The sequence below is a fragment of the Rhodoferax sp. genome (genome assembly GCF_013297935.1).
In the GTDB taxonomy this organism is placed as follows: domain Bacteria; phylum Pseudomonadota; class Gammaproteobacteria; order Burkholderiales; family Burkholderiaceae_C; genus Allorhodoferax.
In genome coordinates, this window is record NZ_JAAFIX010000024.1 from 1 (window position 1) to 14,016 (window position 14,016).

13 protein-coding genes and 1 pseudogene are annotated in these 14,016 nt (G+C 62.2%); 8 read left to right on the forward strand and 6 right to left on the reverse strand.

From position 1 onward, the window contains the following. Positions 1-4,252 (reverse strand): MG2 domain-containing protein (locus QZW03_RS17135; protein WP_296511271.1); only part of this gene is annotated, 4,252 nt, incomplete at its 3' end. A gap of 191 nt (positions 4,253-4,443) precedes the next feature. Between QZW03_RS17135 and QZW03_RS17140 the strand changes: the two genes are divergently transcribed. From QZW03_RS17140 to QZW03_RS17150, 3 genes are read left to right on the forward strand one after another with little or no spacing between them, the layout of a single operon-like run. After that, positions 4,444-5,370, forward strand: a complete 927-nt coding sequence (locus QZW03_RS17140) for a DUF3034 family protein (protein WP_296511272.1) — start codon at positions 4,444-4,446, stop codon at positions 5,368-5,370. Between the two features lie 29 nt (positions 5,371-5,399). Further along, positions 5,400-5,864, forward strand: coding sequence for a group 1 truncated hemoglobin (locus QZW03_RS17145; RefSeq protein ID WP_296511273.1), 465 nt, complete (start codon positions 5,400-5,402; stop codon positions 5,862-5,864). A 1-nt stretch (position 5,865) separates the two neighbouring features. After that, positions 5,866-6,537 carry a plastocyanin gene (locus QZW03_RS17150; protein ID WP_296511274.1) on the forward strand — a complete coding sequence of 224 codons (672 nt, stop codon included), beginning with the start codon at positions 5,866-5,868 and terminating at the stop codon, positions 6,535-6,537. Positions 6,538-6,583: 46 nt separating this feature from the next. On the opposite strand, the gene QZW03_RS17155 is transcribed toward QZW03_RS17150, so the two are convergent. Together QZW03_RS17155 and QZW03_RS17160 are read right to left on the reverse strand one after the other, a co-directional pair. Beyond that, complete coding sequence (locus QZW03_RS17155; RefSeq protein ID WP_296511275.1) at positions 6,584-7,378, reverse strand: anti-sigma factor; 795 nt, start codon at positions 7,376-7,378, stop codon at positions 6,584-6,586. A gap of 9 nt (positions 7,379-7,387) precedes the next feature. Continuing rightward, positions 7,388-7,963 carry a sigma-70 family RNA polymerase sigma factor gene (locus QZW03_RS17160; protein WP_296511276.1) on the reverse strand — a complete coding sequence of 192 codons (576 nt, stop codon included), beginning with the start codon at positions 7,961-7,963 and terminating at the stop codon, positions 7,388-7,390. A gap of 197 nt (positions 7,964-8,160) precedes the next feature. On the opposite strand from QZW03_RS17160, the gene QZW03_RS17165 reads away from it, so the two are divergent. The 5 genes from QZW03_RS17165 (at position 8,161) to QZW03_RS17185 (ending at position 12,468) form a co-directional block, all read left to right on the forward strand. Further along, positions 8,161-8,760, forward strand: a complete 600-nt coding sequence (locus QZW03_RS17165) for a ferritin-like domain-containing protein (protein ID WP_296511277.1) — start codon at positions 8,161-8,163, stop codon at positions 8,758-8,760. Positions 8,761-8,816: 56 nt separating this feature from the next. After that, positions 8,817-9,167 (forward strand): c-type cytochrome, encoded by a 351-nt coding sequence (locus tag QZW03_RS17170; protein WP_296511278.1) that lies wholly within the window; start codon positions 8,817-8,819, stop codon positions 9,165-9,167. A gap of 37 nt (positions 9,168-9,204) precedes the next feature. Further along, positions 9,205-9,747, forward strand: coding sequence for a DUF3455 domain-containing protein (locus tag QZW03_RS17175; RefSeq protein WP_296511279.1), 543 nt, complete (start codon positions 9,205-9,207; stop codon positions 9,745-9,747). 143 nt (positions 9,748-9,890) lie between these two features. Beyond that, positions 9,891-11,765, forward strand: a complete 1,875-nt coding sequence (locus QZW03_RS17180; protein WP_296511280.1) for an ATP-binding protein — start codon at positions 9,891-9,893, stop codon at positions 11,763-11,765. Between the two features lie 49 nt (positions 11,766-11,814). Beyond that, positions 11,815-12,468: a DNA-3-methyladenine glycosylase I gene (locus tag QZW03_RS17185; RefSeq protein ID WP_296511281.1), complete on the forward strand. Its 654-nt coding sequence runs from the start codon at positions 11,815-11,817 to the stop codon at positions 12,466-12,468. On the opposite strand, the gene QZW03_RS17190 is transcribed toward QZW03_RS17185, so the two are convergent. The 3 genes and pseudogenes from QZW03_RS17190 to QZW03_RS17200 form a co-directional block, all read right to left on the reverse strand. After that, the gene (locus tag QZW03_RS17190) at positions 12,465-13,106 is read right to left on the reverse strand and encodes a DsbA family protein (RefSeq protein WP_296511282.1); all 642 of its coding nucleotides are present in this window, start codon (positions 13,104-13,106) and stop codon (positions 12,465-12,467) included. The two genes, QZW03_RS17185 and QZW03_RS17190, sit on opposite strands and share 4 nt — an antisense overlap. Before the next feature lie 14 nt (positions 13,107-13,120). Further along, complete coding sequence (locus tag QZW03_RS17195; protein ID WP_296511283.1) at positions 13,121-13,375, reverse strand: hypothetical protein; 255 nt, start codon at positions 13,373-13,375, stop codon at positions 13,121-13,123. A 54-nt stretch (positions 13,376-13,429) separates the two neighbouring features. Next, positions 13,430-14,016: pseudogene (locus tag QZW03_RS17200) on the reverse strand (MBL fold metallo-hydrolase); the annotation flags it as partial.

The window sequence follows — 14,016 nt, forward strand, 5'->3', positions numbered from 1 at the left end:
CAGTCACATTCCATGCAACCTCACGGGCATCTCCCGCAGGTATATCAATGGTTTGTTGCTCTAAATTTAATAGCGTGGCCCGCGGAGTCACCAGCACCTTCATGGCCTGCTTGGTGGTGTTGCGCAGGGTCAATTGGGCGCGGTACTGGTCGTCCTCACGCACCAGGGGCGGCAGGCCGCTGATGATCTGCAAATCCTGCGTGGCGCGGATGCTGGTGCTGCCGGTGCCAAACAAGCCGGTGGATGCATCGGCCACCGCCACGATCTTGAAGGTAGTCAAGGCGTCGTTCAAAGGCACGGTCACTTGGGCCTGGCCGTTGGCGTCCAGCTTCACGCTGGGGTTCCACAGCAGCAAGGTCTCCAGCAGCTCCCGCGCGCCGCTGTGGCCGCCACCACCACCGGGTGCTACGGCCTTGCGGCCATAGTGGCGCCGGCCGATGATTTCCATTTGTGCTGTCGATGTCTCCACCCCCCAGCTACGGCGCTGCAGCATGGCGTCCAGCAGGTTCCAGCTGCGGTTGGGCATCAGCTCCAGCAGGGCCTGGTCAACCGCGGCCACCGCCACTTCGGCGTTGGCAGCAGGTTGGCCGTTGGGCAGTTTCACGGTGATGGTGACCTGCGCTTTGCCGCGCACGGCATAGCTTTCCTTGTCGGCTTTGACGCTCACATTCAGTTCATGCGCCTGTGTGCCCACGCGGATTTCAGCCACACCCAGCCGGAAGGCGGGCTTGCTCAGGTCCACCAGTGCAGTGGGCGCCACATACTCGCGCCCCTCAAACCAAAAGCTGGTCCACCACTCGCGCGGCGCCTTGTAGCCCCAGGTGAAAAAGCTGTACCACGGCACCTCGCGCAGGCGGCCGCGCAAAACCAGTGCGCTCACATACACATTGGGGCCCCAGCCTTCCTGAATCTTGAGGTGGATGGTCGGGTCCTGGCCGTTGAGCTCCACCACCTCGGTGTGCACAATGCCTTCGCGTTCCACGGCCACCAGCGCAGTGGCAAAGCGAAACGGCATGCGCACCTGGAAGTTGGCCGTCTCACCGGCTTGGTAGCTCTTTTTCTCGGGCAGCAGGTCGATGCGGTCGTTGTTGTCGCCACCGAACCAGAGTTCGCCTTGCTTGGTCACATACACGCTGCTGGCCGCTTGGATGCTGTTGCCCGCGCCGTCTTTGGCGGTCACCACCAACTCCACCTGACCCGCCTCATTCACCTCGGTTTCGCACAACAGCAGGCCGCGGGCATCGCTCTTGCCGGAGCACACGCTCCCCAGATCTTTGGTGCTGGTTTTGTTGTCATAGGTGTAGAAGCCGCCCACCATGCGCTTGCGCGTGGTGGTGGTGATGCGGGCGGTGGCTTTCACTTCCAGCGGCACCCCGGCTTGCGGCTTGCCGGACAAGTCCAAGGCCAGTGCGCGGAACTTGATCTTCTGCCCGCTGGAGACCCAGCCTTCGGTCTTGATGCCGGCAATCACGCCAGCAGGCCACAGAGTCTGGGTGCTGCGGATGGTTTGCACCTCGCCGTTCGGGTCGGAGTACGTGGCTTCAAGCAGCAAGTCTTGCGGCTGGCGGCTCTTGGGCACATCAGTAAGGGTCAGCTTGCCGCCGCCGTTCTTGTCCAGGGTGAGCGGCATTTTGTCGGCGATGACGCGGGCATCTGCGCTGGCGGTGTTTTCTTCCTCGCCTTCGTCCGAGCGGGCTTGCTGCCCGACCTGTGGTGGCGAGAAGCTGAATTCGCTGTAGTCTCCAAAGCTCAGGCCCTTGGCCCGCACCAGGGCCGACAGGCGCACCGGCAGGTTGACCGCGCCGCCGCCAGAGACGTAGTTGATCTGCACATCCACCGGCACTTGGGTGGCGCCTACCAAGGGTTTTTTCTCGGTGGGGGTGACGCGGCCCTCAAGCACCGGCAGGCGGAACTCTTCGACCCGGAATTCACCGGTGTAAAAGTCCTGACGCCCATTGCCACGGTTTCCGCTAGTGAGCTGCACCTGGTAAGTACCCAGCTTGGCGCCCTGGGGAATGGAGAAGCTGTTTTCTGCACTCAAGCCGCCGGTGGCGGTTTTGCGCCAGTCCAGTTGCAGCGCGTATTGCTGCCCGCTGCCCATGTGGGTAATGAGCAGGGTGTCGGGCTTGGCATCCGGCAGGCCGAAGCCTTTGCCCGTCTGGGTGCGCAGCACGTGCTTCATGGACACGGTTTCACCTGCGCGCAGCAAGGTGCGATCGAAGATGGTGTGGGCTACTTCGTCGGGCAAGGTCTGGCGGCTGGTGGGCACATTAAAGCGCCAGGGCTCAATGCCGCGGTTCCAGTCGCTCCAAGTGAAGGCCAAGTCTTGCACCGTGCCTTTGCCATCTCCCGCAGGTTGGGCGGCGCGGGCGCTCACAAAGTAGGCGCTGCTGTAGTAGCCGTCCTCCCCACTGCAGCGGGGCGCTTGAGGCGACACGCCACTAAGTGTGGCAATGCCTTGGGCATCGGTCTGGCCACGGGCCACTTCTTGGCCCCGGCAATCCGACACCACCACTTGGGCACTGGCCACGGGCTTGCCCTTGTCCAGCGAGGTCACCCAGGCCAGCGCGTTCTCGCGGCCTAGCTTGAAGTGCACACCCAGGTTAGTCACCAGCGCGGCGGTGCGCACGTACATGGTGCGGGCTTCGCCATAGCGTGCATCCAGCAGGCTGCTGCCCAGCTTTTGAGACGCGATTTCCACCACATGGAAGCCGGGGCTGAGCGGTATGCCCACCACCTCGAAGGGGCGCGGGTCCTGGCTCTGGGGCTGGGGCAGGTCCAGCGTTTTGGCGCCGGGGCGGCCGTCTAAGAGCGAGAGCATGCGCGTTTGCACATAGTCCCGGTCTGTGGGCGTGGAGGGCTTGGGCAGCTTGGTGCCCAGTTCGCGGGCGGCTTGGTTACGGGAGATGTTGGACTCGTCATAGCGCAGTACCTTGCGGTACCAGGCAATGATGTCAGCGTCTGTTCCCGGCTGGAAGGTGCGCACTTTGCCAGCCAGTGCTTTAGCGGCCGGTGTTGCCGCGGGCGTGGCAGATTTGTCTTGCTCGGCGTTCAGGCCCTTGAGCTTCAAGGCGGCTTCGACGTTGCGCAGAGTCACCGGCAACATGGCCACGCCATCGGGCTCGGCAAAGCGCTCCACGATGCCGAATGGCGAGGCCGCAAACTTGGCCAGCGGCGGCATGGCGGCGGTGGCGGTCTTGAGCGGGAAGCTGTCCGCATTGCGCAAGGTGCGGCCGGACGCGTCTTTGAAATCTTTGGGCAGGGTGAGGGTCAGCTGGGCCTGCTCGGGCAGGCCGCCTTCAAAGCGCACGCTGTTGACCACGCTGTCCTCGTCACCGCTGTCTTCCGCCAGCACGGGCTTGAAGCTGTTTTTTCCGTCAGAGAGGCGAATGGCTTGCAGCAGCTTGGCCGACACGGGCGCATTGAAGCTGAGCTGCAAAGGGCGGATGGGCAGGCAGGCAGCCTGTGCGTTTTCGCGCTCGCAGTTAAAGGTAGCCGCAAAAGGCTCGCGCACTTGGTAGGCAAACGGGCGCTCCACGGTGTTGGGCACACCGGGGGTGCTGCCCTTGGCAGGCGTAGCCACACCTTTGCCGAACACCACACTCACTTTGGCCGAAGACGACAGGCGGCGCGCGCAGGTCAGGGTCACATACGACAGCGGGTCAGCTTTAGCGTCGCCGTCCAGGCCCTGGGCTTCCAGCAATGCCGCGCGCTCTTTGCCCTCGAGCAGGCGGATGCTGATCTTTTCGCCCAGGTCGGATGCCTTGCACCACACATTGGCTTTCACGCTCTCCAGCGTGGCGGGGCCGCTGAGCTGCAAAATAAAGAACTGCTCTTCATCAATACGGCTGCCTTGGTAGGGTTGAATGCTGCGTACAAACGGGCCGCTGCTATTAAATTTATAGCTGCTCGCGCCCGTGATATCTGCGCCCTTGGGTGATTTGAACCCTGTTTTAACTTGTGCCGTGCAGCGCACGCCCGGGGGCAGGTCGCGGTCGAAGTCGTAGGCCCACACACGGTCGTTCACCCAGCGGCCGGTTCCTTGGGAAACTTGGGCATCGCTGCAGCTCAGGGTGAGCGGTGCCTCGGCCTTAGGGTCGCCGAAGTTGACCGCACTCTCGTCAAACTTGGCCACCACTTGGCGCACCTGCGCCACTTCGCCTTGGGGCGAGAGGCTCACGATTTGCAGTGCCTGCGCGCTCCAGCTCAAGGCGGCCAAGCCGCAGGCCAGCATTACTTTTTTTGTTCTCATGGTCACTCCCCGGAAAAGTGTGCTCAGCGTAGCCGAAAACAGGGGCTGTAACGTGACCATCCCGCGCGGAAAGACATACCGGATCCGCCGTATCCCAAATAATTTGTAAAAAGTTGAATCCGAAGTGGGGCCGGTTGCGTACTAGCAGCAGGAACTGATTTTTTGCCCTAACTGCAGGACTGGATTTGCCCATGAAACATCTACCCACCGCCATCGCCCTTTGTGTTGCCGCCCTCAGTGGCAACGCCTTTGCCGAGACCGGCAAACTTCTACTCACCGGGGGCGTGAGCTCTATTGACGGCGCTGCCGGCGGTGGCCTGACCCCGTGGGCCACCATCGGCACCAACGCTACCGAGGGCGAAATGGGCGTTTCGGCCCATGTCAGCCGCGCCACCGTGACCGACTACTCCCTTAGCACCCTGGGCGTGGCGTTTGCATTTAACGACCGGGTGGAGGTGTCGTTTGCCCGCCAGGAATTCAACGCCTCGCCAGTGACCGGGCTCAATGGCCTGGGCTTTGCCGTGCAAGACGGCCAGCGCATCAAGATGGATGTGCTGGGCGTCAAGGTCAAAGTCGCGGGCGATGCTGTACTCAACAGCGACAGCTGGATGCCCCAGGTGGCCGTGGGCGTGGAGCAAAAGTCGGTCGATGCCGGTTCCATCAAACCGGTGCTGGACTTCTTGGGTGCCAAAACCAGCGGTACTGACTTTTATGTGAGTGCCACCAAGCTGTTTCTGTCCAACAGCGTGCTGGTGAACGGCACGCTGCGCTACACCCATGCCAACCAGAACGGCTTGGTGGGCTTTGGCTCCAAGGACCCCGGCACCAATAACGCCAGCTGGGTGCCCGAGGTGTCGGTGGCCTATTTGCTGCGCAAAAACATTGCTATCGGCGCCGAGTACCGCGCCAAGCCCAACAACTTGCGCGCCATGGGCATGGCCAATGGCCTGGGCGAGGGCCTGCAGGAAGACGCTTGGAAGGACGTGTTCATTGCCTGGGCACCCAACAAGAACAGCTCCATCACGTTGGCTTACCTCGACTTGGGCCGCGTCCTGCCGGGCGTGACCTCCAGCCGCAACCAGAGCGGTTACTACCTGTCTGCCCAGTTCGCGTTTTAAGCCACGCACCCACCCCATAAGGAATTGTCATGAAAACCATTGCTATCGCCACCCTCATTGCCCTGAGCAGCCTTACCGCGCTGCCTGCTTTGGCCCAAACCGCAGCGCCTGCCGGCAGCAGCATGCCGGCAAAAAATGATGCGCTGTTCCAGGCGCTGGGCGGCAAGCCCGGCCTGCAAGCCCTGATGGATGTGTTTGTGGCCGGCCTCAAGGCGGACAAGCGCATCGGTGTTCAGTTCAAAGACACCAAGGCGGCTTACCTGTCAGAGCAGTTGGTCGATCAGGTGTGCGCGGCAACCGGTGGCCCCTGCAAATATGAGGGTGCCGACATGAAAACCGCCCACGCCGACATGGGCATTACCAAAAGCAACTTCCACGCACTGGTAGAGGTGTTGCAGGTCTCCATGGACTCACGCAACATTCCGTTTGCCACCCAAAATCAACTGCTGGCACTGCTGGCACCTATGCATCGCGACATCATTACCGCTAACTAATATGCACCTCACCCGATGGAGCTTGGTCTCACAAGCCGCCGCCAGCGCGGCTTTTTTGTTGTGCCATGGAGTGGCATCTGCAGGCACCCTGGAGGTGCTGGTGCTCGACCGTGATGGCAAGCCCGCACCGGACTCGGTGGTCATCGTGCTGCCCACCGGCAAAGGCCAACCGCGCACCCCGCTGCCACTCACTGCACTCGTAAACCAGGAGAAGCAGCAGTTCAGCCCGGCGGTCACGGTCGTGGGGGTGGGCGCCAAAGTACGCTTTTCCAATAGCGACCCCTGGAACCACCATGTGCGCTTGAGCACGCCGGGCATCCAGGTGGGTGGGTCAGAGGGGCAGTCGGCCTTGCTGGAGGGCAAGCAAGAAGGCAAGCCCGCCAGCGCAGCCGTGTTCAGCATGGACAAGCCCGGCGCTGTGGGTGCTGCGCTGCTCGGCTGCTTTATCCATAGCCGCATGAGCGGGGCCATTTACGTGGCGGATTCTCCCTGGACCGTCAAGACCAACAGTGAAGGCGTTGCGGTGCTGGAAGATGTGCCCGAGGGCGTTGCCAGCATCAAAGTCTGGCACGCTGCGCAGCTGGTGGAGAAAGCAGCGCTGCAGGTGAATGTGCCGGCTACACCGGCCAAAGCCACGTTTCAGTTGGATGTTGCGCCGCGGCGGCGCAGCTAAAGCAACCCACACTCAAATCGCCGGGGCACCATGCCCCGGTTTTGTTTCACAGCATCTTCTGAATCAACGCGCCTTTGAACAGCACTGGTCCGGTCGGGCCGGTCTCGCTCGGCACGCCGCCTTTGGGCTCCAGGCTGATGGCAAGCGTAGGCACTTCGCGCACGTCGCTTTCACCGGCCGTCAGGCGCAGCAGTTTGTCGTTGGTGAGCACGCCCAGTGACTTGGGGTCGCCACTCGGGGGCAAGGCCCAGAGCTGCAAGGAGCGGTCGCTGGCTTCCTGGTAAGCGCCTACACGCTGCAGGGTGAGTTTTTTGTTTTTGGGATCAAAGGTCACCAGCATGGAAGCGGCTGCTTTGTCGTCGGCCAGCACGGCCACGTATTCGATTTGCGGTGTAGCTTGCAGCTGGGATTGCAACTTGGCAATCTCGCCCCCCAACTCCTGCCGCAGGTTCAGGCCTACGGTAACCGCGGCCACGGTGGCTACGGCACCCGCTGCGCTGGCCACTCGCCACACCGTGAGGCTGCGCAGCCACGCGCTCCAGCTGTGGTCACTTACCGCCTGGGCTGCCGCTTTGGTGTGGGCACCTTGCAAAGCGGCCTGCTCGCGCTCGGCCAGCACCAGGTTTTCAATGCGTGTCCACACCGCGGGTGCGGGTGCCACCTTAGGCTGTAGTTCGTTGATGCTGGAGAAGCGGCTTTGCCAGATGAGGGCTGCGGCGCGCACCGGGGCCTGTTCGCGAGCCATGGCTTCAAAGCGGCGGCGGGCCGGGCCGCGCAGGGTGCCCAGTGCGTAGCTGGCGGCCAAGCGGTCCAGCAGTTCGGGGTGTTGGTGGATTTTCATGGCGGCCCTTTATGCAAAACGTGCCATGCACAGGCGCAGCTGGTCGAGGCCACGGCGAATCCAGGTTTTCACGGTGCCCAGGGGCAGTTGCAGCTGGGTGGCCAGCTCGCTGTGGCTCAGGTCGCGCATGTAGGCGAGGTTCACCACCTCGCGCTGCTTGTTCTCCAAGCGGCTCAGGCACTGGTTCAGCGCCCAAGCCTGCTCGCTGGCTTGAGCGGTGTCTAGTGGCGTGGGGCCACCGCTGTCCAGGGTGTCGGCCAGTGTCTCGTCGATCTCTTGGGTGAGATGGGTGCGCTCGGCGGCACGGCGGCGCAGCAGGTCCAGGGCCCGGCTGCGTACGATGAGCCCCATCCAAGCCATGGGCGGGCTCAGTGATGCGGAGTAGTCCGGGGCGGAGCGCCAGATGTTCAAGAAAGCCTCCTGCAGCACGTCTTCCGCAAATTCGCGGTGGCTGACAACCCGCAGGGCCAACCCATAGAGCTTGCCTGCGCACTCGTCATAGAGGAACTTGAGGGCTGCCTGATCTTTGAGCGCGATGCGCTCCAGCAGGGCAATGAGCTTGGCATCAGGGTGGTCAACATTCATGGTTCCATTGTGTGTGCGATTGGGTGGCTGAGCGATGGTTGGGGGCTTGTGTGTTGAGTACGCACAAACCTTGGGTGCAGATTCAAAAAAATAATTTCACTAACTTGAATCCAAGGTGCCGGTGGCATGCGTATTCGAGGGGAGAGCCGGATGTCCCGGTCTCGCTTAGTTGCCCAAAACTCCTCAAAGGATTCGCAATGCAAACCATCATTCAAACCGCCTCCACCGTTTCTTCACGCCGCGCCTTCATGGGTCGCACCGGCACCCTGTCCGCCGTGGCCGTCGCCCTGCTGGCCGGCAAAGACGCCATGGCTCAAGGCATGGCTCAAGGCATGGCCGGCGACACCTCTAAAGACGTCAGCATCCTGAACGTGGCGCTGGGTCTGGAACACGAAGCCATCAACGCGTACCAACTGGGCGCAGGCAGTGGCTTGCTGCAAAAACCGGTGCTCGATGTGGCCGTGCGCTTCCAGGCCGACCACAAAGCCCACCGCGATGCACTCATTGCCACGATCCAGAAGCTGGGCGGCACGCCCGTGATGGAAAAGAAGCTCGACGAATACGCCAAGGCCCTGAAGGCCGACACCCTTCGCAACCAAGGTGACGTGCTGGACTTGGCCGCCCGCTTGGAGCTGGGTGCCATCAACGCCTATCTGGGTGTGATTCCCGCCTTCGGCAACAAAGACCTGGCCAAGGTCGCCGGTCGCTTGGCCGCGGACGAGACCATGCACTACGTGTTGCTGAACAACGCGCTGGGACGTCCGCTGCCCTCGGGCGCACTGTCTTTCGGCGCGTAATGGTGCTGCGCACCTTCAGTCGTCGGTGCGTTGGCATAGCGGCCTTGGCAATGTCCATGGCCGCGCCTGCACTGGTTCAGGCTCAGGCGCTGGTGCCTGATGCGCACCGCGGCCAGCAGTTGGTGGAGAGCCGCTGCTTTGCCTGCCACAGCCTGGACGCACATCGTGCAGGCCCTGCTTTGCGCGGGGTGGTCGGCCGCAAAGCCGGCAAGGCAGAGGGATATTTCTATTCCGAAGCCATGGCGGTGGCCACCCATACCTGGACGGTTGCCGGCCTCAAAGCCTGGCTCACCAACCCGGAGAAAGTGGTGCCCGGCCAGGAAATGAATTACTACCTGACCGAAGCCCAGGACCGCGAAGACGTGGTGGCCTACCTGGCCAGCGTGTCCAAGCCCGCACAAAAGTAAACCCTTGATTACCCAACCTTCTCAGCAGGACACACCTATGCAAACCCGTACAGCTCTCTCTTTGGTGACAATCGCCGCACTCACTGCATGTGCCAGCCAGCCCATGCGCGCCCCGTTCAGCCAGGCGGACTTGCCCGCAGCCGTGCAAGTTCCCGCCGGCCACACCGTAATGCTGGAAACTGCCGCTGCCGGCGACATTACCTACCAGTGCCGCGCCAAGAAGGACATGGCCGGCCAGTTTGAATGGGTGTTTGTGGGCCCGGACGCTGGCTTGAAGGACCGCAGCGGCAAGGTCGTCGGCAAGTACTACGGCCCACCCGCTACCTGGGAGAGCAACGATGGCTCCAAGGTCACCGCGACGCAGCTTGCCGTGGCCCCGAACGGCACCGCCAATATTGCGCTGCAGCTGGTAAAAGCCAATCCCGCCACCGGCATGGGTGCCATGCAGGGCGTGAGCTACATCCAGCGCGTGGCGACCGTGGGCGGCATGGCGCCAGCCAGCACCTGCGCCAAAGCCAACGAGGGCGCCAACCAATTGGTGCGCTACACAGCGGACTACATTTATTACAAGCCCATGTAAAGTCTCTTCAGTTTTGCTATGAAAAAGTGAGCTGATAGCGCAGTATCTACTTGCGCTATCAGCTTTTTTTGTTGGTAAACGGGTCTTGCGCGGGAGAAGATTTTGCGGATAAGCTGATGCTATCGAAGCAAGTGAGGAATTCTGTGAAATCTGCCTCCCTATCTCCAGCTCCGGTGACCACAGGCTTTGAAGGCGCTGACCTCAACCGCCTGTTTTCACATTTGCTGAAAACGACGGTCGGTGTCGCGCTGATCTACAGCGCGGTGAGCATGTTGACCATTGGTGTGTGGGCCATGGTGCTCGGCCCCTTGCTGATTGCGGCAGCAGGCCTGGCCTGCCTGCGCTTGCAACGGGCGGGGCGGCAATATTTCGCCATGAGTCTGTTTATATGGGCGGTGTGGTGTGTGGTGGCGCTGCAGTCCGCAGTGCGGGGCGGTGGGCTCAACCCGATTCTCAATGTGAACGTCGTGCTGGTCTTGTTGGCCGGTTGGTTGGTCGGCATGCGGCAGGCGGTGTGGGTGTGCGTCATGTCTGCGGCATGGTTGGTCGTGCTGACCGGGGTGCAAGTGTTTGCCTGGTGGCACCCGTCAGCGGTGCAGGGTGCATGGCAATTGCTGGTGGCACAGCTGGGTGTGCTGATCGGGGGCTTTCTGGCTTTTCGCCTGGTGCTCAAGGCTTACCAAGGGCATGTCGACAAAATCCAGGCCCTGAATCAAGCCTTGGCTGAAAAGGTACAAGCTTTGTCCGACCAGGGTCACGCCATGCTGCTGAGTGAGCGGCGGGTGCGCCAGATTCTGCAGGCCAGCCCGCTGCCGATCACGGTGGCCGAGTTCGACTCAGGGGTGTGCCTAGAGGTCAACCCGGCGTGGGAGCGGGCTTTTCAGCGCCAACGGGGCGACGTGCTGGGCAAAACGCCGGTGGAGCTGGGTTTCTGGAAAGACGAGGCCCACCGCGAAACATTCAAGCAACGCTTTGCCGGCACCCAACGGCTCAGCGGCCTGGAGGTCACCTTCCATTTGCCGGATGGCGTAGAGCGCACTTTTGACCTGTCGTCTGAGCGGTTTAAATACGGTGAGTTGGACTGCGTGATGACCATCTCCATGGATGTGACCGAACGCAAACACCTGCAGCTGCAACTGCAGGAGCTCAATGCCACCTTAGAGCAACGCGTTATGGAGCGCACCAGCGCGCTGGATGACGCCAACCGCAACTTGCGGGCCACCATGGGCAGCCTGCAGCGCGCGCAAGATGAGCTCATCGGGGTGGAAAAGCTCGCCTCGCTGGGCAGCTTGGTGGCGGGCGTAGCCCATGAGCTCAATACCCCTTTGGGCAATGCCCTGATCACGGCCAGCGCCCTGCAGGAAATGACCGCCAGTGCGACGGAAGAGGCCGCCGCAGGCACGATGAAGAAATCGACCTTCATGAGGTTGCTGCAAAACCTGCACGACGGCGCCCAGCTGACCCGCAAATCGTTGGAACGGGCTGCGGAGTTGATCAGCAGCTTCAAACAAGTGGCGGTGGACCAGGAGTCCGAGCGGCGCCGGGAGTTTGATGTGCAGCAGACGGTGCACGAGATCATCGAAACCCTGAAACCGAGCTTTAAGCACGAAGAGGTGCGCATCCTGTTGGACTTGCCCGAGGGGTTGGTGATGGACAGCTTTCCCGGCCCGCTGGGGCAGGTGGTGATTAATCTGGTGAGCAATGCACAAATCCACGGCTTGAATGGTCGTAACGACGGGCGCATTACGCTGCGGGCGGTGGGCTCGGACGATGGCAAAACTCTCACCCTGACCGTGTCGGACAACGGCCGCGGTATCGCGCCTGAGCACTTGGGGCAGGTGTTTGATCCGTTTTTCACGACCCGACTGGGGCAGGGCGGCTCCGGCCTAGGGCTGGCGGTGAGTCATCGCATCGTGACGCGGATTCTGGGCGGGCGCATCAAGGTGAGCTCGGTGCCGGGCGAGGGCGCTGTGTTTGAAATTACCTTGCCGAGGGTGGCGCCGCAGGTGGTGAACTAGGCCTTATACTGATCAAAAAAACAGTATTTACACCATTTGCGGAGGCCCCATGCTCAACGACACAGCCGCGCCCACGGGGCTTTTTACGGACGACCTGCACACTGCCCGCTGTGTATGGTGCCGCAGTACCGCCGAATACCAGCGCTACCACGACCACGAGTGGGGCTTTCCGGTGGGCAACGACACGCGTTTGTTCGAGAAAATTTGCCTCGAAGGCTTTCAGGCGGGCCTGAGCTGGCTCACCATCCTGAACAAGCGCGAGTCCTTCCGCGCCGCCTTCGCCGGTTTTGACATGGACAAAGTCGCCCTGTTTGATGAAGCCGACGAAAAGCGCCTGCTGCTGGACGCTGGCATCGTGCGCCACCGGGGCAAGATTGCCTCCACCATCAACAACGCCAAAAAGGCCCAGGAACTACGCGCCGAGTTCGGCAGCCTAGCGGCCTATTTCTGGGGCTTTGAGCCCGCCAGTGGCAGCCGCCCGGCCACCATCACCCACCAGACGCTGAGCGGCATTACTACCTCGCCGGAGTCGATTGCACTGTCCAAAGACCTGCGCAAGCGCGGCTGGAGCTTTGTGGGCCCCACCACCATGTACGCGTTCATGCAGGCTATGGGGCTGGTGAACGATCACCTGGAGGGCTGCCACGCCCGTGAGCGCGCCCTGCAGGCCAGAACGGCTTTTGTGCCGCCCCGCAAGGCTTAAGCCGCTGCGGCTGCAATCGCCGCCATAAGCGCCTCAAAGCCGTTGTAGAGCGCGTCTCCACGCACCAAGCGGGAGCCACTCGCGCCGTGGACCACCAGTGCCGGCACCCCTTGGGCGCCATGGGCTTGCATCAGTTGGCGGGCTTTCTGGATGCGGGCATCGTGCTGGAGTTGCAGGTCTGGATTTTGCCCGGCTAACAGGTCGGCTGCCGCCGCCAGGCCCTGGGCGCGCAATACGCCGTCCACACCCTGCGGGGTGCAGATGTCCAGGCCTTCTACGTAGCGTGCCTCTTGCAAAAGCTTCAAGGTCTTTAGTTCTTCCGCCGGTGCCGTGTGTGCCACGGCAGTCAGGGCGAGAGCGGCGGCGGATGAATCAAAGCGGCTGCCGTGCTGGCCCAGCACTTGGTGGCGGTAGGCCTCGCTGAAGGTCTGGCCGGTGAGCTTGCCGATGCGCACGTCGTTCGACCACGCAAAGTCGGCAAAGTCTGCGCTCATCACGCGCCCGCCGCCGCTGAACAAGCCGGTGGGCGCCAGCTCCAGGGTGATCGTCGCTTCCTGCCCCAGGCGCTGGATGGCCGGGGAGGCGCCGTAGCACCAGCCACACAAGGGGTCGAACAAATAGGTCACGGTGGTGGACATGGGGTGGAATTCTTTCAATCGTTGTTCAGGGTGGCAGCGGCAAGCGTTTGCTCAAACAGAGCAATTTCTTCTTGCAGACTACCGCGGCTTCGGAAGTGGCGGGCGGCGCGGTTGTACCAGTTCTCGGCGTCTTCCAGGTCGCCTTCCTGCAAATGCAGGATGCCGTGCAACCAGGCGGCCAGCATGGAGTCGTCCTTCTGTACCAGGTCGTGCGCGGCATTCCAGCGCCCGGCATGCAGGTCTTGCAAAACTTGGTGAAGAAGGGACATGTGGGCTCCTGGGTGCAGGGATGAATGCCATGCCTTACGGCATGGCGACGGGGTTCACCACTTCATTTCGCCGGTGTTGACCTTGGCGCCGATGTCCAGCGACAGGGCGCCGTCCGTCAGGGCAGGGTAGGCCTGCTTCATGGCGGGGATCAGTGTGGCACTGGTCTTGTTGGCAGCCAGGTTTTTCTCGAAAGCCTGCAAGTAGTCCTTGGTGAAGGCAATGGTGCTGGCATCGACCTTGGTACCTGCTTTCATGTGGCCGGGAATCACCAGTTCAGGCTTCAAAGCGGCCATTTCGTCCAGCTGGGCCACCCAGGCAGCGCGCTCGGCGGCGGTTTGCGTGTCGGCGGTCCAGACGTGCATATTGCCGAATACGCCGATGTTGCCCACCACCGCCTTGATGGACGGAATCTAGGCATAGGGGCGGTGGGCCAGCAGGCCTTGGGTGCCGCGGATCTCGATGGTTTGGCCTTCCAGCGTCAGGGTGTTGCCTTCCAGGGCGCGGGGCACCACGGGTTTGCGGGGGGCGTTGGCACCCATTTTGGGGCCCCAGAATGCGACCTTGCCAGCCAGCTTGGGCGCGAGTTTGCCCAGCACGGCGGGTGTGGTCACCACGTCGGCCTGGGGGAACACTTCTTTCA